This window comes from Streptomyces poriferorum (genome assembly GCF_019399235.1).
GTDB lineage: Bacteria > Actinomycetota > Actinomycetes > Streptomycetales > Streptomycetaceae > Streptomyces > Streptomyces poriferorum.
Map to the genome: position 1 here is coordinate 1 of NZ_JAELVH010000132.1, position 17,011 is coordinate 17,011.

The window sequence follows — 17,011 nt, forward strand, 5'->3', positions numbered from 1 at the left end:
TCCGACTCTATCAGACTCTTCCGTGTCCGATTCCCGGTCGAAGCGGGTTTCGCATTTTCGCTTTCCAGTTCTTCGCTTTCGCGCTTTCCCTTTCCAGCGGTTTCAACCTTACCAGAACCCGTGCGTACCGTTTCCGGTCCGAATTTGAATTCCAGTGGCCGTTGAAGTGGCCTTGCCTTTCGGCGGATCCGACGTTATCAGAAGTTCTGCGTCGGGATTTCCACCCTCTGGGCTCACGACACACACGTGTGCGCGTCGCTTCCCGGTGAGGTGGAGACGTAAACGTACTGGAGCGGAGCGCCCCGATGCAAATCGGGGGCCCCGCTCCGGAGTTCGCGCCTGTCGGGGTCAGACCTCGACCACGACGGGAAGGATCATCGGGCGCCGGCGGTAGGTGTCGGAGACCCACTTGCCCACCGTGCGGCGGACGAGCTGCTGGAGCTGGTGCGGCTCCATGACGCCGTCCTGCGCCGACTTGTTGAGGGCCTCTTCGATCTTCGGTACGACCGCGCTGAACGCCGAGTCGTCGATGCCCGACCCGCGGGCCTGGATGTGGGGGGCGCCCACGATCTTGCCGGAGGAGCTGTCCACCACGATGAAGACCGAGATGATGCCCTCGTCGCCGAGGATGCGGCGGTCCTTCAGGGAGGTCTCGGTGACATCGCCCACCGAGAGACCGTCGACGTACACGTAGCCGGCCTGGACCTTGCCGACGATCTTGGCCTTGCCGTCGATCAGGTCGACGACCACGCCGTCCTCGGCGATGACGATGTGGTCCTTCGGAACGCCGGTGAGGGCGCCCAGTTCGGCGTTGGCCCGGAGGTGGCGCCATTCGCCGTGGACCGGCATCAGGTTCTTCGGCTTGCAGATGTTGTAGAAGTACAACAGCTCACCGGCCGAGGCGTGACCGGAGACGTGGACCTTGGCGTTGCCCTTGTGGACGACGTTGGCGCCCCAGCGGGTCAGGCCGTTGATCACGCGGTAGACCGCGTTCTCGTTACCCGGGATCAGCGACGAGGCCAGGATGACGGTGTCGCCCTGGACGATGCGGATCTGGTGGTCACGGTTGGCCATCCGGGACAGGGCCGCCATCGGCTCACCCTGCGAGCCCGTGCAGACGAGCACCACCTCGTCGTCCGGCAGGTCGTCGAGGGTCTTGACGTCGACGACCAGTCCCGCGGGAACCTTCAGATATCCGAGGTCACGGGCGATACCCATGTTCCGGACCATCGAACGTCCGACGAAGGCGACCCTGCGGCCGTACTCGTGGGCCGTGTCGAGGATCTGCTGGATGCGGTGCACGTGGCTGGCGAAGCTCGCCACGATGATGCGCTTCTGCGCATTGGCGAAGACCGTGCGCAGCACGTTCTGGATGTCGCGCTCCGGCGGTACGAAGCCGGGGACCTCCGCATTCGTCGAGTCGGAGAGCAGAAGGTCGATGCCTTCCTCGCTCAGCCGGGCGAAGGCGTGCAGGTCGGTGAGCCGGCCGTCCAGCGGCAGCTGGTCCATCTTGAAGTCGCCGGTGGCGACCGCCATGCCCGCAGGGGTGCGGATGGCGACCGCGAGAGCGTCCGGGATGGAGTGGTTGACCGCGATGAACTCGCAGTCGAAGACTCCGATGCGCTCGCGCTGCCCCTCCTTGACCTCAAGGGTGTACGGACGGATGCGGTGCTCCTGGAGCTTGGCCTCGATGAGCGCGAGGGTCAGCTTGGAGCCGATGAGCGGGATGTCCGGCTTCAGGCGCAGCAGATACGGGACACCACCGATGTGGTCCTCGTGTCCGTGCGTGAGGACGATGCCCTCGACGTCGTCGAGACGGTCCCGGATGGTGGTGAAGTCCGGAAGGATCAGGTCGATTCCCGGCTGCTCCTCTTCGGGGAAGAGGACGCCGCAGTCGACGATGAGCAGGCGGCCGCCGTACTCGAAGACCGTCATGTTGCGGCCGATTTCGCCGAGGCCACCCAGCGGGGTGACCCGCAGGCCGCCCTTCGGGAGCTTCGGCGGGGTGCCGAGTTCAGGATGCGGATGACTCAAAAGACTCTCCTTACCACACGCGCCACGTACCGCTTGGGCACGTGGCGCGCATGTCATTCGTGCACTTGCTGTTGTCTTTGGTGTTGCTCTGTTGCGAATCGTTCTTCGCGTATTCAGTTGTGAAGTCTGTGGTTACAGCTGTACCCCACCGGCGGCGAGATCGATCTTGAGCTGCGCCGTTTCCTGCGCGCTGAGTTCCACCAGGGGGAGACGCAGCGGGCCGGCGGGGAGGCCCTGGAGGGCCAGCGCGGCCTTGGAGGTGATCACACCCTGGGTACGGAACATCCCCGTGAACACCGGCAGCAGCTTCTGGTGGATCTCGGTTGCCTTCTGTACGTCTCCGCCGACGTAGGCCTCGAGGAGAGCGCGCAGATCCGGTGTGACGACGTGGCCCACGACGGAGACGAATCCGACCGCGCCGACCGACAGGAGCGGCAGGTTCAGCATGTCGTCGCCCGAGTACCAGGCCAGGCCGGACTGCGCGATGGCCCAGCTGGCACGGCCGAGGTCGCCCTTGGCGTCCTTGTTCGCCACGATGCGCGGGTGCTCGGCCAGCCGGACGAGGGTCTCCGTGTCGATCGGGACACCGCTGCGGCCGGGAATGTCGTAGAGCATCACCGGCAGGCCGGTGGAGTCCGCGATCGCGCTGAAGTGCCGGAGGAGGCCCTCCTGCGGCGGCTTGTTGTAGTACGGCGTGACCGCGAGGAGGCCGTGGGCGCCGGTGCGCTCGGCTGTGCGGGCGAGTTCGACGCTGTGGCGGGTGTCGTTGGTCCCGATACCGGCGACCACGTGCGCCCGGTCTCCGACCGCCTCCAGCACAGCCCTTACGAGCTGGTCTTTCTCCGCGTCGCTGGTGGTCGGGGACTCACCGGTGGTGCCGTTGATGATCAGGCCGTCGTTGCCTGCGTCCACCAGATGGGTGGCCAGCCGCTGGGCGCCGTCGAGGTCGAGTGCGCCGTCCGCCGTGAAGGGCGTGACCATAGCGGTGAGGACCCGCCCGAAGGGGGTCTGCGGAGTGGAGATCGGAGCCATGGGTAACACGCTACTCGTTGCTTGGCGCTCATTGTCCCCTCGGGGGGACAAGCAAGAGGAGCCCGGCACTGCCTGCTCGGGGGTTCAAGCAGTGCCGGGTCCGTTTGATCAGCCTAGATGAACTTCACGAAACGCCGCAATACGGACACCGCTTACGGGGCAACGCGTCCATTTTTGTTGAAGGCTGCATGGGTGAGCGGCATGAGCTCCGCCCAGTGCGCCTCCATCCGCTCGCCGACCATCTCGATCTCCCGCTGCGGGAACGACGGAACCTTCGCGAGCTCGTGCTGCGTACGCAGGCCGAGGAAGTGCATCAGCGAGCGGGCGTTGCACGTCGCGTACATCGAGGAGAACAGGCCGACCGGAAGCACTGCACGGGCTACCTCGCGGGCCACTCCCGCCGCGAGCATCTCCTGGTAGGCCTCGTACGCCTGGCGGTACGAGTCCTCCATGGCGCGGCCGGTGAGCTCGGCCTGGGCCTCGGTGCCTTCGACGAACTCGTATTTTCCGGGACGGCCCTGCTGGACGAGCTTGCGGGACTCCCCCGGGACGTAGAAGACCGGTTCCAGCTCCCTGTAGCGGCCCGATTCCTCGTTGTACGACCAGCCCACGCGGTGCCGCATGAACTCGCGGAACACGAAGATCGGGGCGCTGATGAAGAAGGTCATCGAGTTGTGCTCGAACGGACTTCCGTGCCTGTCCCGCATCAGGTAGTTGATGAGCCCCTTGGAGCGCTCAGGGTCCTTGGTGACCTCTTCGAGGGACTGCTCACCGGCCGTCGAAACACGGGCGGCGAACAGCACATCGGAGTCACCGGCGGCGTGTTTCACCAGGTCAACGGTGACATCGCTGCGGAAGCTGGGCTTTGCGGGCTCGGGGGTCTCGGTCACCGGCGGGGGTCCTTCCAATGGCGTCGCTCGGGCGGCGTCCACTCTACGGGCCACCACTGACAACGCGGTCCGCACCGCCCGTCCCGGTATTTCTTCCGCCAATCCGGCGATTCGGGGCACCGATCGGGCTCGCCGTGCGTCTGACTCATTAGCACCGCCCGAATCAGAGTTCAAGGAGAGTTACCTCATGTTCCGCCGGCGTGAATCCGTCCCGTTCTCGTTCGTAGCCGAGGCCGACCGGTTCCGCAGTAACGTCACACCGCCCCCGAGGCAGCGCGCTTCCCTCTCCGAGAGGGCCGGCAGCATCTTGACCGGCCTCGTCGTGGTCGCCGGGCTCGCCGGATCACTGCTGCTCGGCCTGCCCGCGCTGGCTCCCGAGCAGTCGGCGCAGCACAGTCAGCAGACCGAGGCCGCACACGGGCGCTGACTCGTACGGGCCCCCTGGGGTGGTCCGGCCGGTAGCCTCCTCGGTAGCCTCACCGGGCACAGCAATCGAGCGTGCTTGTGAGTGAGGATCAGTCGTGCCCCTGCCCTTTCTGACGGCCGACCGCGCATTTGACGCGAGCGCTGAGGATGCCGCGCTGCCGTTCGACGACCACGACAGCTGGCGACGCCCCTACCGCCCCGGACCCTGGCGTGTCGCGGCCGCGGCCGGACTGCTGCTGCTTGCCTCGTTCATCCTGTTCGCCGGGATGATCACGGCGTTCGCCGGGGCGATGCCCGGGGCCGGAGCATGCCTCGCCCTGGCCCTCGCGGTGATCATCTGCGCCCTTCGGATGCTGCGGATCGGCGCCTGGGTGAGCCGGCACGGCGTGCGCCGGGTCGGTTTCTTCCGGACGACGACGGTGCCGTGGAACCGCGCCGCGGCGGTGCGTACGGTGCAGCAGCCGGTCAGGTGGCTCGGGTTCCCGCGCACGGTGCAGGGCCAGGCCCTGATCGTCGTACGCAAGGGCGGGGACTCGGTTCCGCCGCTGCTCACGGACTCCAGCGCGGACTTCCTGGCGCGCGGTGAGGCGTTCGACCGGGCCGCCGACACGATCGAGGCGTGGGGGGACGAGTACCGGCAGCACTGAGGTCTCGCCTGCCCCTTCCGCACACAAGGAGACCGTCCGGCGTTCGCGAAGAACGCCGGACGGTCTCTTTGTGTGCGGGTGAACCGTGCTGGTGCCGCGGCGGGCAACGTTTGCCCGCCGGGGCAGAGGTTGCCCGCCGCGGCACTAGCTGCCGGACGGGGCCGCTGAGGCCGGTGTGCGGCCTCTGTGCAGGGCGATGGCCCGCTGCATGGCCTTCCTGGCCCTGGGGGTGTCCCGGGCGTCCTGGTAGGCCACAGCGAGGCGGAACCAGCAGCGCCAGTCGTCCGGCGCGTCCTCCGTCTCCTCCTTGCGGCGGGCGAACACCGCGTCGGCGGAGTCCCGGTCGATACGTCCGCTCGGCGTACGGGCCAGGTCGTCGACGGGCAGACCGCCCTCGGCGTCGAGTTCGGCGGCGAGGGCGTTGGCCCTCCGGACGAACTGGGTGTTCTTCCAGAGGAACCAGATGCCGATCACCGGAAGGATCAGCACGGCGACGCCGAAGGCCACCGTCAGCAGCGTGCCGTGCCTGATGAGCAGGACACCTCGGCTGCCGACCAGGAGGAAGTAGAAGACCAGGACGGCAGCGGTGACGGCGTAAGTGATCTTTGCGCGCATGGCGGTGGACTCAGTCAGTTCAGGTCGAGGAAGTTTTCCAGGCCGAACGTCAGGCCCGGAGTGGTCGCCACGCGGCGTGCTCCGAGCAGGATGCCCGGCATGAAGCTGCTGTGGTGCAGGGAGTCGTGCCGGATGGTGAGGGTCTCGCCCTCGCCTCCGAGCAGCACCTCCTGGTGGGCCAGGAGGCCGCGGAGCCGGACCGAGTGGACCGGGATCCCGTCGACGTCCGCGCCGCGTGCTCCGTCCAGTGCCGTCGCGGTGGCGTCCGGCTGGGGCGCGCAGCCCGCCTCCCGGCGGGCCTCGGCGATCAGCTGGGCGGTGCGCGCGGCGGTGCCGGAGGGGGCGTCGGCCTTGTTGGGGTGGTGCAGCTCGATGACCTCGACGGACTCGAAGTAGCGGGCGGCCTGCTGGGCGAACTTCATGGTGAGGACCGCGCCGATGGAGAAGTTCGGCGCGATGAGCACACCGGTCCCGGGCGAGCCGGAGAGCCAGGTGTTCAGCTGCGCGAGCCGTTCGTCGGTCCAGCCGGTGGTGCCGACCACGGCGTGGATGCCGTGCCGGACGCAGAAGTCGAGGTTGTCCATCACCGACGTGGGGGTGGTGAGCTCGACGACGACCTGGGCGCCGGAGTCCGTCAGGGACTCCAGCTTGTCGTCGCGGCCGAGTGCGGCCACCAGTTCCATGTCGTCGGCGGCCTCGACCGCTCGTACCGCTTCGGAGCCGATACGGCCCCGGGCACCGAGAACGGCCACGCGCAGCTTGCTCATGCTTGCTTCTTTCGGGTGACGGGGTGACTGGGTGGAGTGACTAGGCGACTGATTCGTGGAGCCGGTCGGCCTGCTTGTCCTTGAGCGGGCCGATGACGGAGAGCGAGGGACGGTGTCCGAGGACCTCGCCCGCCACCGCACGGACGTCGTCCGGGGTGACCTGCGCGATGCGGGCCAGCATGTCGTCGACCGACATCTGCTCGCCCCAGCACAGTTCGCTCTTGCCGATCCGGTTCATCAGGGCGCCGGTGTCCTCCAGGCCGAGGACCGTGGAGCCGGAGAGCTGGCCGATCGCGCGGCTGATCTCCTCGTCGTCGAGTCCGTGCGACGCGACGCGGTCGAGCTCGTCGCGGCAGATCTTCAGGACGTCGTGCACCTGGCTGGGCCGGCAGCCCGCGTACACGCCGAAGAGTCCGCAGTCCGCGAAGCCCGAGGTGTACGAGTAGACGCTGTAGGCGAGGCCGCGCTTCTCCCGTACCTCCTGGAAGAGGCGGGAGCTCATGCCGCCGCCGAGGGCGGTGTTGAGTACGCCGAGCGCCCAGCGGCGCTCGTCGGTGCGGGCCAGTCCCGGCATGCCGAGGACCACGTGGGCCTGCTCGGTCTTGCGGTTCTGCAGTTCGACCCGGCCCGCGGTGCGCAGCGTGCGGGAGCCCTCGCGCGGGGCCGTGGGGACGGCGTCGGTGCGGGACAGCGCACCGGCGCGCTCGAAGGCCTTGCGTACCTGGCGTACGACCGTGGCGTGGTCGACGTTGCCGGCTGCGGCGACGACCAGGTGCGTGGGGTCGTAGTGCTTCTTGTAGAAGCGGGCGATCTGGCCCCGGTTCAGGGCGTTGATCGTGTCGACGGTGCCCAGGACCGGGCGGCCGAGCGGGGTGTCGCCGAGCATCGTGTGCGCGAACAGGTCGTGCACGCAGTCGCCCGGGTCGTCCTCCGTCATCGCGATCTCTTCGAGGATGACGCCGCGCTCGGCGTCGACGTCCTCGGAGGCGATCAGGGAGCCGGTCAGCATGTCGCAGACGACGTCGATGGCCAGCGGCAGGTCCGTGTCGAGGACCCGCGCGTAGTAGCAGGTGTACTCCTTCGCCGTGAAGGCGTTCATCTCGCCGCCGACCGCGTCGATCGCGGACGAGATGTCGAGGGCGCTGCGCTTGGCGGTGCCCTTGAAGAGGAGGTGTTCGAGGTAGTGCGTCGCGCCGTTCAGCGTCGGGGTCTCGTCGCGTGATCCGACGTTGGCCCAGATACCGAAGGTGGCGGAGCGTACGGAGGGCAGCGTCTCGGTGACGATGCGCAGGCCGCCGGGGAGGACCGTGCGGCGGACCGTGCCGATGCCGTTGGTGCCCTTGAGAAGCGTTTGGGTACGGGCGACGGCCCGCCCCTCCGAGGAGGGGCGGGCCGTCGTCACGGAACTACGGGACGTCACTTGTCGGTGTCGTCCTTCTTCTCGTCCTCTTCGCCCTCGATGACGGGGATGAGGGAGAGCTTGCCGCGGGAGTCGATCTCCGCGATCTCGACCTGGACCTTGGCGCCGACGCCGAGCACGTCCTCGACGTTCTCCACGCGCTTGCCACCGGCGAGCTTGCGGATCTGCGAGATGTGCAGCAGGCCGTCCTTGCCGGGCATCAGGGAGACGAAGGCACCGAAGGTGGTGGTCTTGACGACCGTACCCAGGTAGCGCTCGCCGACCTCCGGCATGGTCGGGTTGGCGATCGCGTTGATCGTGGCGCGCGCGGCCTCGGCCTGCGAGCCCTGCTGGGCACCGATGTAGATGGTGCCGTCGTCCTCGATCGTGATGTCGGCGCCGGTGTCCTCCTGGATCTGGTTGATCATCTTGCCCTTGGGGCCGATGACCTCACCGATCTTGTCCACCGGGATCTTGACGGTGATGATCCGCGGGGCGTTGGGGGACATCTCGTCCGGGACGTCGATGGCCTCGTTCATCACATCGAGGATGTGGAGGCGCGCGTCACGGGCCTGCTTCAGCGCGGCGGCCAGGACCGAGGCGGGGATGCCGTCGAGCTTGGTGTCGAGCTGGAGCGCGGTCACGAACTGCTTCGTACCGGCGACCTTGAAGTCCATGTCACCGAACGCGTCCTCGGCACCGAGGATGTCGGTGAGGGCGACGTAGTGGGTCTTGCCGTCGATCTCCTGCGAGATCAGGCCCATGGCGATACCGGCGACGGCGGCCTTGAGGGGCACACCGGCGTTCAGCAGCGACATGGTGGAGGCGCAGACCGAGCCCATGGACGTCGAGCCGTTGGAGCCCAGCGCCTCGGAGACCTGGCGGATCGCGTAGGGGAACTCCTCGCGCGACGGCAGCACCGGCACGATGGCGCGCTCGGCGAGCGCACCGTGGCCGATCTCGCGGCGCTTGGGCGAGCCCACGCGGCCGGTCTCACCGACGGAGTACGGCGGGAAGTTGTAGTTGTGCATGTAGCGCTTGCGGGTCACCGGGGAGAGGGTGTCCAGCTGCTGCTCCATCCGGAGCATGTTGAGGGTGGTGACGCCCAGGATCTGGGTCTCGCCACGCTCGAACAGCGCCGAGCCGTGCACGCGCGGGATGGCCTCGACCTCGGCGGCGAGCGTACGGATGTCCGTGACGCCGCGGCCGTCGATGCGGACCTTGTCCTTGATGACGCGCTCGCGGACCAGCTTCTTGGTCAGCGCGCGGTAGGCACCGGAGATCTCCTTCTCGCGGCCCTCGAAGGCCGGGAGGAGCTTCTCGCCCGCGATCTCCTTGATGCGGTCGAGCTCCGCCTCGCGCTCCTGCTTGCCGGCGATGGTGAGCGCCTTGGCGAGCTCGGTGCTGACGGCCTTGCTGAGGGCCTCCAGGACGTCGTCCTGGTAGTCGAGGAAGACCGGGAACTCACCGGTGGGCTTGGCAGCCTTGGCGGCGAGGTCCGACTGGGCCTTGCAGAGCGCCTTGATGAAGGGCTTCGCGGCTTCCAGACCGGCGGCGACGACCTCTTCGGTCGGGGCCTCGGCGCCGTCCTGGACGAGCTGGATGGTCTTCTCGGTGGCCTCGGCCTCGACCATCATGATCGCGACGTCGCCGTCCTCGAGGACGCGACCGGCGACGACCATGTCGAAGACTGCGTCCTCGAGCTCGGTGTGCGTCGGGAACGCGACCCACTGGCCCTTGATCAGGGCGACGCGGGTGGCGCCGATCGGGCCGGAGAAGGGCAGGCCCGCCAGGATCGTGGAAGCGGACGCGGCGTTGATCGCCACCACGTCGTACAGGTGGTCGGGGTTGAGCGCCATGATCGTCTCGACGATCTGGATCTCGTTGCGCAGGCCCTTCTTGAAGGAGGGGCGCAGCGGGCGGTCGATCAGGCGGCAGGTGAGGATCGCGTCCTCGGAGGGGCGGCCCTCCCGGCGGAAGAAGGAGCCGGGGATCTTGCCGGCGGCGTACTGCCGCTCCTCGACGTCCACCGTGAGGGGGAAGAAGTCGAGCTGGTCCTTGGGCCGCTTGGAAGCGGTGGTGGCCGACAGCACCATGGTGTCGTCGTCCAGGTACGCGACGGCGGAGCCTGCGGCCTGCTTGGCCAGGCGGCCCGTCTCGAAGCGGATGGTGCGGGTGCCGAAGGTTCCGTTGTCGATAACGGCCTCGGCGTAGTGGGTCTCGTTCTCCACTAGTGATTTCTCCATACTCGTCGTCTTTCGTCCTTACGCCCGTGTGGCGCGGGACGGTGCGGAGAAGCGCACCGTGTGTGCGGGGCCGGTCTTCGATCGAAGCTCCCGGGCGTTGTCCCGGGGGCCACTACCGAGGACCGGCGGCGGCTGTGGCGCGCCTCTCCTCGTCTGTTGTTGTACGTCCAGGTTACTGAGGTTGTCCCCGGTACCGCACGTACGGCAAAGGGAGCGGCCCCCTCAGAAGTGGGCGCCGCTCCCTTTCACAGCGTGCTTACTTGGCGCCGCCGGCCGCGCCACGGCGGATGCCGAGGCGGTCGACGAGCGCACGGAAGCGCTGGATGTCCTTCTTGGCCAGGTACTGCAGGAGGCGGCGACGCTGGCCGACCAGGATCAGCAGACCACGACGGGAGTGGTGGTCGTGCTTGTGCGTCTTGAGGTGCTCCGTCAGGTCCGAGATGCGGCGCGAAAGCATGGCGACCTGAACCTCGGGGGAACCGGTGTCGCCTTCCTTCTGCGCGAACTCGGTCATGATCTGCTTCTTCGTAGCGGCGTCGAGCGGCACGCGTACTCCTCTTTGGTGTTCGATGCGCCCACGAGTGCCCCTGGTCTTGATCTCAGGGGAGCTTGGGTGACTCGGGAGCGAAGGTCCGATGAGCGCAGTTCCCAGAACGAACCGGGAACGCGTACACAAACGGCCACCGACAGAATACCAGCCGCCCGGAGCGGCCCCGACAGGCCTCAGCCGGTGAGGGCCCTCGCGCGCGTGAAGACGTCGAGGACCGCCAGGCAGAGCGGGACGATGGAGAGCAGGAGCGCGCTCTCCGCCAGGTCCAGGATCCGGCCCCAGAAGGGGGAGAGCCCCTTGCGGGGAACGATCAGGCCGGCTGCGGTGAGCAGGGTCACGCCGGCGGCGACGGCCGCGCAGATCCATACGGCACGGAGGTCGAGGTCGCCGCGGTCCCCGTACCGGGCGAGCTCCGCCACCGGGCCGGCGGGCGGATTCAGCGCGAGTCCGGTGATCAGCAGGGCGAGGGCGCCGAGGCCTGCCGCGAGTACGCAGACGACCTGCGAGGTGTAGCGGAAGAGCCGGGCCCGCAGCAGCATGGCCGCGCCCGTGGCCAGGGCGAGGAGCTGGGCCCAGGTGTCGCCGGAGAAGCCGAGCACCGCGGCGGACGCGACGACGAGAGCAGCGCAGCCGCCGACGAGGCCGAGGAGGAGTTCGTGGCCGCGCCGCGCCCGCTCCGCGATGAGCGCGGCGTCGACGGGGGCGTCGCGGTGGCGGGCGTCCGGATCGGCGAAGGGGTCGTCGTAGCCGGTCCGGGCGGTGCGCTGCGGGGCGTATCCGATGGGAAGGCGGGCGAAGCGGGCCGAGAGTCCGGGCAGGAAGGCGACGAGCCCGATGGCGGCCGGGGAGCAGACGGCGGCCGCCGAGGCCGCGGTGGACTCGGTGAGGATCGCGGCGAAGGAGGCCAGGGTGCCCGCGGTGGCGAGGAGTGCCGCCGCGACGAACGGCGCGTCGCCGCCCGGGGTGACGGCGACCAGGACCACCGAGGCGACGAGCACGGCGACGCAGCCGAGCAGGAGCTGGAGCCTGCCCGCACCCTGGCCGGCGTCCGGGCCGATGACGCCGGAGCCGGCGATGAGGACGAGGGGCAGCGCGCCGAGGCCCAGGGCGACGGCCGTGATCCGGTCCCCGTAGATTCGGGCGCGCACCCCGGCGAGCGCGGTGAGCAGCACGCCTGCGGCGCCCGCGATGATGCCGGGCAGGCTGTGCATGTCGTGGCGGACCGGGTCGGCGAACCAGAGGACGAGGCCCATCAGGACGAGCAGCAGTGCGGCGCCCGCCGGGCCCGCGCCGCGCAGCAGGTCGTCGCTCCACAGGTGGCGGTCGCGGGCGACGGCGGAGGCGACGGCGTCCGAGACGTCGTCGAACACGGCGGGCGGCAGCGATTCGGCGAACGGGCGCAGGGCCAGGATCTCGCCGTCGAGCACCTGCTGGGCGGCGAGGGTGCGGGCGCCGTCGAGGACCGTGCCGTCGAGGCGTACGAGGTGGTGGCCGGTGGGTGTGGCGACGGCCTGGGTCCGGCCGGTGAGGCGGAGGATCTCCGGGCAGATGTCGGCGACGGCGAGGTCCTCGGGCAGCGCGACGTCGATCCGGCTGTCGGGTGCCACGACAGTGACGCGGCAGAAGCCGGTCGCTGCGGTCGTACTCACGTGTCTGGTCCCCCCGGTCGGCGGCTGCGCACGATCACGGGGTCCGGTCCCCCGGTTTCGCGGTCGCGCACGATGCGCGCGCAACCCTACCGGGACGGGTGAATCCCGGAATCCGCGTCGGTGTCCGGGAAGTAGGATCGCGGTCGCGCGGAGGCCAGTCCGTGGGCGGAGGCAGCCACGGGGGCGCGCCGGTGCGGGTCCGTCCGGCCTCCGGCCCGTCCGGACCGAGGGATTTGATGCACCGGTGAGCCAGATCGTCGTGAAGCGTCCGCCGCGGGCCCTGCCGCCGGAACCGCCCGCGGACGGGCTGACGTTGAAGGCCCCTCCCTCCTTGCCGCGCGGGCAGCGCGAGGGCTTGCTGATGCAGGTTCTGCCGGTGCTCGGCATGGGTTCGTCGGTGGTCTTCTTCTTCTCGCCGCAGGCACCGCCGTTCATGCGGATCATGGGTGTGCTGATGCTGGTGTCGACGGTCGCCATGGTGGTCGCCCAGGTGGTCCGTCACCGGCGCGGAACCCAGGGGCAGTTGGCGGATGCCCGGCGTGACTACCTCGCGCACCTGGCGCAGACGCGGCGTGCGGTGCGCCGGACGGCGCGCGCCCAGCGTGATGCGCAGTGGTATCTGCATCCCGGCCCCGAGCAGCTGTGGTCGGTGGTGGCGGAGGGCGCCCGGGTCTGGGAACGGCGGTCCGGTGACGAGGACTTCGGGCAGGTACGGGTCGGGCTCGGGGTGCAGTCGCTGTCGACGCCCCTGTCGGCGCCGGACACCGATCCGGCCGACGAGCCGGAGCCGGTGTCCGCGGGGGCGCTGCGGCGGTTCCTGGCGGTGCACGGCTCGTTGGAGGGCCTGCCGGTGGCGTTTCCGGTGCGGGCGTTCCCCCGGGTGACGGTGTGCGGTCTGCCGGAGTCGGCGCAGTCGCTGGCGCGGGCGGTGGTGGCCCAGTTGGTGACGTTGCACGCGCCGGATGATCTGGTGGTCGCGGTCGTGGCGGGGCCGGATGCGGTGGCGCGCTGGGACTGGACGAAGTGGCTGCCGCACACGCAGGTGCCGGGTGAGGTCGACGGGGCCGGTTCGAAGCGGCTCTTCGCGGCGGACCTGGCCGCTCTGGAACCGTTGCTGGCCGGGCGGCTGGAGGGCCGGCCGCGGTTCGGCCGGGAGAGCGCGCCGCTGCCGGACCAGCCGCACATCGTGGTGGTCCTGGACGGTGGCCGGGTGGCTCCGGACTCGGTGCTCGCTGCGCCGGAGGGGCTGCAGGGCGTGACCGTCGTCGAGGTGGTGGAGGGTGAGCCCGCCGCTGTCCGCGGCGGGCTCACCGTGCTGGTGCGGCCGGGGCTCATGCGGTTGGAGCCGGCCGGGGGCGCGGCGTACGAGGGCGTACCGGACGGCATCTCGCTGCCCGTGGCCGAGGCGCTGGCGCGGCAGCTGGCGCCGTTGCGGACGGGTGGCGGCAAGGACGGTGAACCGCTGCTGTCCGACCTGGACTTCACCGAACTGCTGGACCTCGGCGACGCGGACGCGGTCGATGTGGCGCGAACCTGGCGGCCGCGGCCGGTCTCCGAGCGGCTGCGGGTGCCGATCGGCGTCGGCGAGGACGGGCTGCCGGTGATGCTGGACCTCAAGGAGGCGGCGCAGGACGGCATGGGGCCGCACGGGCTGTGTGTCGGCGCCACGGGTTCCGGCAAGTCGGAGCTGCTGCGGACGCTGGTGCTGGGTCTCGCGGTCACGCACCCTTCCGAGACGCTGAACTTCGTGCTCGCGGACTTCAAGGGCGGGGCGACGTTCAGCGGTATGTCGCAGCTGCCGCACGTGGCCGCGGTCATCACGAATCTGGCCGACGACCTGGCCCTCGTCGACCGGATGGGCGACGCGATCCGTGGGGAGCTCCAGCGCCGGCAGGAGCTGCTGCGCTCGGCGGGCAACTACGCCGGCATCCACGACTACGAGAGGGCCCGGGCCGCGGGGGCGGCGCTGGAGCCGCTGGCCTCGCTGGTGCTGGTGATCGACGAGTTCTCCGAACTGCTCACTGCCCAGCCCGACTTCATCGACATGTTCATCCAGATCGGCCGCATCGGCCGTTCGCTGGGTGTGCATCTGCTGCTGGCCTCGCAGCGGCTGGAGGAGGGAAAGCTGCGCGGTCTGGACACGTATCTCTCGTACCGGATCGGGCTGCGGACCTTCTCTGCCGCCGAGTCGCGGACGGCGCTGGGTGTGCCGGACGCGTACCACCTGCCGTCGGTGCCGGGCTCGGGCTATCTCAAGTCCGGTACGGAGGAGATGACCCGGTTCAAGGCGGCGTACGTGTCGGGGGCGTATCGCCGGGGTGGCGCGGGGCCCGCCGCGGGGCAGCTGCCGGCCGCGCGGCGGGCCGCGCTGTTCCGTGCGATGCCGGTGCCGCCGGAGGGTGCGGAGCCCGGCGGGAGCGTCCCGCCGCCGGTGCCGGTGCGGGCTCATCAGGACGTGTTCGCCGACACCGTGCTCGACGTGGTCGTGCGGCGGCTGGAGGGCCAGGGGGTGCCGGCGCATCAGGTGTGGCTGCCGCCGCTGGACCGGGCTCCGGCGCTGGACCAGCTGCTGCCGGGGCTCGCGCCGGCCGAGGGGCGCGGGTTCACGGCCACGGGGTACAACCGGCCCGGTGGGCTGACGGTCCCGCTCGGCCTGGTCGACAAGCCGTTCGAGCAGCGGCGCGAGGTGCTGTACCGCGACTTCTCCGGCGCCGCGGGACATCTGATGGTGGTCGGCGGTCCGCAGTCGGGGAAGTCGACGCTGCTGCGGACGCTGATCGCGTCGTTCGCGCTCACGCACACCCCGCAGGAGGTGCAGTTCTACGGTCTCGACTTCGGTGGCGGCGGGCTGGCCCCGCTGGCGGAGCTGCCGCATGTGGGGCAGATCGCCTCGCGGCTGGATCCGGAGCGGGTGCGGCGCACGGTCGCGGAGGTGGCGGGGGTACTGGCCCGGCGCGAGGAGCTCTTCCGCGCCCGGGGCATCGACTCCGTCGCCACGTACCGGCGCAGGCGCGCGCTCGGCGAGCTTCCCGGTGAGGCCTGGGGGGACGTGTTCCTGGTCATCGACGGCTGGGGCGGTTTCCGGACCGCGTACGAGTCGCTGGAACCGGTCGTCACGGACATCGCCGCACGCGGTCTGGGCTTCGGCGTCCACGTGGTGCTCTCGGCGGCGCGGTACATGGAGGTGCGCGCCGGGCTGAAGGACCAGATCCTCGGGCGGCTCGAACTGCGGCTCGGCGACGTCATGGACTCCGAGTTCGACCGGAAGGTCGCCGGCCGGGTGCCCGCCGGGGCGCCGGGCCGCGGCCAGGTGGCGGAGAAGCTGCACTTCATGGGCGCCCTGCCGCGCATCGACTCCGTCACCGACGCGTCGGGCCTCGCCGACGCGACCGCCGCGCTGGTCGGTACGGTGCGGGCGAGCTGGACGGGCGCACCGGCGCCTTCCGTACGGCTGCTGCCGCTGAAGCTGCCCGCGGAGCGGTTGCCGAAGGGGTTCGAGTTCCCGGACCGCGGGATCGCGATCGGGATCGCCGAGACGGATCTGGAGCCGGTGTTCGTCGACTTCGACACCGATCCGTTCTTCCTGGTCTTCGGCGAGAGCGAGTCGGGCAAGACCAATCTGCTGCGGCTGATCGCGAAGCAGATCGCGGAGCGGTACTCACCGGACGAGGCGAAGCTCGTCGTCGGGGACTACCGGCGGGGCCTGCTGGGCGCGCTGCCGGAGAGCCATCTGCTGGAGTACGCGCCGACGGCGGACGCGCTGGGGACACATATGGAGGCGCTGGCCGGTGTGTTCGCCCGGCGGCAGCCGCCGGCGGATGTGACTCCGCGGCAGTTGCGGGACCGGAGCTGGTGGACCGGTCCGCAGATCTTCATCGTCGTGGACGACTACGACCTGGTGGCGACGGGCGCGGGCGGTCCGCTGGCCCCGTTGGCGGAGTGCCTGCCGTTCGCCCGGGACACCGGGGTGCGTTTCGTCATCGCGCGCGGTTCGGCGGGGGCGTCGCGTGCGATGTACGAGACGTTCATGCAGCGGATCAAGGAGCTGGGAGCCCAAGGGGTGGTGCTGTCCGGCAGTCCGGCCGAGGGCGACCTCATCGGGGCGGTGCGCGGGCATCCCATGCCGCCGGGGCGCGGCTACTTCGCCACCAGGCGGCGCGGCAACCCGCTGGTGCAGACGGGAAGGCTTCCGCAGCGGCCCTGAGGACGTCATGGATGCACAGGAAGGGCCCTGCTCGCAGGGAATTCAGGACAGGACCTGACGGCTGCGGCAGTGCCTGTACGGTGCCGTGCAGAGCCACGTACGGAGAGGAACCGTTGACCATGGGCACGCAGGCGGAGAAGGACGAGCTGTACGCACTCGACATCTCGGGGGTGGAATGGCTGAGTGCGCCCGGGACCGAGGAGGCGGAGGAGCGCGTCGAGATCGCGCATCTGCCGGGCGGGGCCGTGGCGATGAGGTCCTCGCTGGACCCGGACACCGTCCTGCGGTACACGGAGGCCGAGTGGCGTGCGTTCGTCCTGGGCGCCCGGGACGGCGAGTTCGACCTGACGTAGGGGCGTGGTGTGCGGGGAGGGGCGTTCACCGGAATGTGCGTCTCCGCATAGACGGGAATGGCACGTCCGGGTGAACGGCCGCTCCCCGCACGACATGAGGGGCACGTCCGGGTGGACGGCTACGCCCCGTCGAGGGGCACGTCCGGGGGGATGGCTGTCCCCTGCACGAAGGGCACGTCCGGGGGGGGTGCCCCTATGT

13 protein-coding genes are annotated in these 17,011 nt (G+C 69.9%); 4 read left to right on the plus strand and 9 right to left on the minus strand.

Annotation, left to right across the window (positions count from 1 at the left end):
* Window positions 1-348: 348 nt before the first annotated feature.
* The 3 genes from JGS39_RS22355 to thyX all read right to left on the minus strand — a co-directional run bounded on the left by JGS39_RS22355 (window position 349) and on the right by thyX (window position 3,956).
* Window positions 349-2,034 carry a ribonuclease J gene (locus tag JGS39_RS22355; protein WP_219571162.1) on the minus strand — a complete coding sequence of 562 codons (1,686 nt, stop codon included), beginning with the start codon at window positions 2,032-2,034 and terminating at the stop codon, window positions 349-351.
* A gap of 132 nt (window positions 2,035-2,166) precedes the next feature.
* Window positions 2,167-3,066, minus strand: a complete 900-nt coding sequence (gene dapA, locus JGS39_RS22360) for a 4-hydroxy-tetrahydrodipicolinate synthase (protein ID WP_219571163.1) — start codon at window positions 3,064-3,066, stop codon at window positions 2,167-2,169.
* Window positions 3,067-3,218: 152 nt separating this feature from the next.
* Entirely contained in the window at window positions 3,219-3,956 is a 738-nt protein-coding gene (gene thyX / locus JGS39_RS22365; RefSeq protein WP_219571164.1) for an FAD-dependent thymidylate synthase, read from the minus strand.
* Between the two features lie 187 nt (window positions 3,957-4,143).
* Here thyX and JGS39_RS22370 point away from each other — a divergent pair, with 187 nt between their 5' ends.
* The gene (locus JGS39_RS22370) at window positions 4,144-4,383 is read left to right on the plus strand and encodes a hypothetical protein (RefSeq protein WP_219571165.1); all 240 of its coding nucleotides are present in this window, start codon (window positions 4,144-4,146) and stop codon (window positions 4,381-4,383) included.
* A gap of 94 nt (window positions 4,384-4,477) precedes the next feature.
* Window positions 4,478-5,029 (plus strand): SCO5741 family PH domain-containing membrane protein, encoded by a 552-nt coding sequence (locus JGS39_RS22375; RefSeq protein WP_219571166.1) that lies wholly within the window; start codon window positions 4,478-4,480, stop codon window positions 5,027-5,029.
* 144 nt (window positions 5,030-5,173) lie between these two features.
* Here JGS39_RS22375 and JGS39_RS22380 read toward each other — a convergent pair whose 3' ends face one another.
* From JGS39_RS22380 to eccD, 6 genes are all read right to left on the minus strand, one after another.
* Complete coding sequence (locus JGS39_RS22380) at window positions 5,174-5,644, minus strand: hypothetical protein (protein WP_219571167.1); 471 nt, start codon at window positions 5,642-5,644, stop codon at window positions 5,174-5,176.
* A 14-nt stretch (window positions 5,645-5,658) separates the two neighbouring features.
* The gene (dapB, locus tag JGS39_RS22385; protein WP_219571168.1) at window positions 5,659-6,411 is read right to left on the minus strand and encodes a 4-hydroxy-tetrahydrodipicolinate reductase; all 753 of its coding nucleotides are present in this window, start codon (window positions 6,409-6,411) and stop codon (window positions 5,659-5,661) included.
* A gap of 40 nt (window positions 6,412-6,451) precedes the next feature.
* Window positions 6,452-7,831, minus strand: a complete 1,380-nt coding sequence (locus tag JGS39_RS22390; RefSeq protein ID WP_219571169.1) for a M16 family metallopeptidase — start codon at window positions 7,829-7,831, stop codon at window positions 6,452-6,454.
* Window positions 7,828-10,041: a polyribonucleotide nucleotidyltransferase gene (locus JGS39_RS22395; protein WP_219571172.1), complete on the minus strand. Its 2,214-nt coding sequence runs from the start codon at window positions 10,039-10,041 to the stop codon at window positions 7,828-7,830. Before JGS39_RS22395 ends, JGS39_RS22390 begins: the two co-directional genes overlap by 4 nt.
* A 271-nt stretch (window positions 10,042-10,312) precedes the next feature.
* Entirely contained in the window at window positions 10,313-10,603 is a 291-nt protein-coding gene (rpsO, locus tag JGS39_RS22400) for a 30S ribosomal protein S15 (RefSeq protein WP_018551846.1), read from the minus strand.
* 176 nt (window positions 10,604-10,779) lie between these two features.
* Window positions 10,780-12,255 carry a type VII secretion integral membrane protein EccD gene (gene eccD, locus JGS39_RS22405; RefSeq protein WP_219571170.1) on the minus strand — a complete coding sequence of 492 codons (1,476 nt, stop codon included), beginning with the start codon at window positions 12,253-12,255 and terminating at the stop codon, window positions 10,780-10,782.
* Between the two features lie 244 nt (window positions 12,256-12,499).
* Here eccD and eccCa point away from each other — a divergent pair, with 244 nt between their 5' ends.
* Together eccCa and JGS39_RS22415 are read left to right on the plus strand one after the other, a co-directional pair.
* On the plus strand, window positions 12,500-16,459 hold the full coding sequence (gene eccCa / locus JGS39_RS22410) for a type VII secretion protein EccCa (protein ID WP_219571171.1): 3,960 nt from the start codon (window positions 12,500-12,502) through the stop codon (window positions 16,457-16,459).
* 119 nt (window positions 16,460-16,578) lie between these two features.
* Entirely contained in the window at window positions 16,579-16,812 is a 234-nt protein-coding gene (locus JGS39_RS22415) for a DUF397 domain-containing protein (RefSeq protein WP_148021251.1), read from the plus strand.
* Window positions 16,813-17,011: the final 199 nt, after the last annotated feature.